The sequence below is a fragment of the Peribacillus sp. NPDC056705 genome, from assembly GCF_043656335.1.
Map to the genome: position 1 here is coordinate 1 of NZ_JBHTYI010000137.1, position 1,801 is coordinate 1,801.

Annotated in this window: 2 protein-coding genes; both read left to right on the forward strand. The window is 49.5% G+C overall.

Features of this window, described 5'->3' with window-relative positions:
• The first annotated feature begins 211 nt into the window (after positions 1-211).
• Positions 212-709 carry a DinB family protein gene (locus ACFRAK_RS28240; protein ID WP_394573073.1) on the forward strand — a complete coding sequence of 166 codons (498 nt, stop codon included), beginning with the start codon at positions 212-214 and terminating at the stop codon, positions 707-709.
• Between the two features lie 67 nt (positions 710-776).
• On the forward strand, positions 777-1,763 hold the full coding sequence (locus ACFRAK_RS28245) for a helix-turn-helix transcriptional regulator (RefSeq protein ID WP_394573074.1): 987 nt from the start codon (positions 777-779) through the stop codon (positions 1,761-1,763).
• The last annotated feature ends 38 nt before the right edge of the window (positions 1,764-1,801 follow it).

Sequence of the window (1,801 nt, forward strand, 5' to 3'; positions counted from 1 at the left end):
GCTCGGTATCCTGTACATAATACTTGCGATCCCTAGACCACCCCTTGTTCAACTCCTTAATGGTTATCCACCCATCAGAACCCGGAATATTTCGTATCATTTCACGCAGATCTCTCACTCCTTTACAATTACTGACCGTAGTTGTCAGTGATTCATCCATATACTTAGTCCAAGAGAGCGGTTTATCCCATTATAAAGCGAGGTTATTTACATGTTCATTAAAATTGATGATTTTGCCAGCGAGTGGACCAAAGAAGCCCAAATCACGGAACGAGTATTGAATGCCTTAACCGACGAATCATTAACACAAACGATGACAAGCCAACATCGAACACTGGGACAACTCGCTTGGCACCTGGTTGTGTCCATTCAATACATGCAGTCACTCGGTCTACAGTTTACTGGAGTACACATCGAACAAGCAATCCCAGCCTCAGCTTCCATCATTCAGCAGCGTTACCGCGAGATCAACCGAGCCCTGCTGGAAGCCGTCCAGTCCCAATGGACGGAAGAGGATCTTCGGATGACGCATGAAATCGGTGGTGAGTTGTGGGAGAATGGCGCATCCTTACGTTTCACCATCTTGCATCAAGCCCACCACCGCGGTCAAATGACCGTACTCATGCGACAAGCGGGCCTGAGGATTCCTGAAATTTACGGTCCAACCTATGAATCCTGGCTCGACAAAGGCATGGACCCGCTCATCTAAACAAGCTACAATGAGTTCAATCTATTTGGTTTCGAACATAATAATGCATAGGAAGAGGTGCTGTCCCTTGTCCAAAGCCGACAATATGCTGACCATCCTGTGGATGCTGCGTTCGGGCAGCAAGAGAACTGCACAGCAAATCGCCGATGAACTTGAAATCCATATTCGCACGGTATACCGCTGTATCGATTCACTATGCGCTAGCGGCGTGCCTATCATTGCCGATTCAGGGCCGAACGGTGGCTTTCAAATACTCGGTACGTTTGCCGAGTCCCCGCTCATGTTCGATTCGAGCGAGCAGAAAGCACTGGTTCACGCCTCGATTTTTGCCAAGGAGGCAGGTTATCCCTTCACGGAGGAATTGGAGCGGGCGATCAAAAAGCTCAAGCGCTACACCAACGACAAGCAGCTTGAACAGATGGAGCGGCATCTTAGCGGCGTTTCAGTGATGCAGCCCCCGATTCAAGAACAGCATCTGGCGTACCTTCAGATATTGGAGAGCAGTGCAGTCGAAGGGCAGACACTCTCCATGGTTTATGCCAGGCACGGTGAAGACGAGCCTTCTAGGCGTGAGTTCGATCCGTACAGCATTATCCATTGGAAGGGCCAGTGGTATACGGCTGGATACTGCCGACTCCGGCAAGAGATACGCAGTTTCCGTGTGGATCGAATCATCGCACTGCACAATACCGATGCCCGGTTTGAACGACCGCTTGATTTCTCAGCCAAGGAATTCCTCTTAAACAGCCTGCTGCCAAGCGAAGGCGATACCTCGGTGGTTACGGTTGTCATCCGTGGCCACAATTATGCCCTGAATGAGTTATGCCAGCATTGGCTATTCGGTCATACCTTGACCTGTCGCCTCCATGGCGAAGCTCATTTTCAACTACAGGAATCTACGTTGTACAAGTATGCACCCTATTTCCTTCTGCCATATGGCAAAGCATTAACCATCCTCAAGCCTCAGTCGCTGATTGAACGATTATCACAAGTCGCTCAGGATATGGCCGATCATTATGAGAGAATGCTGTCACTGCCATCGCAAATAAAATAGAGGCCTGGATACGCCAACAGGCTACTCTGCTGCAGGGT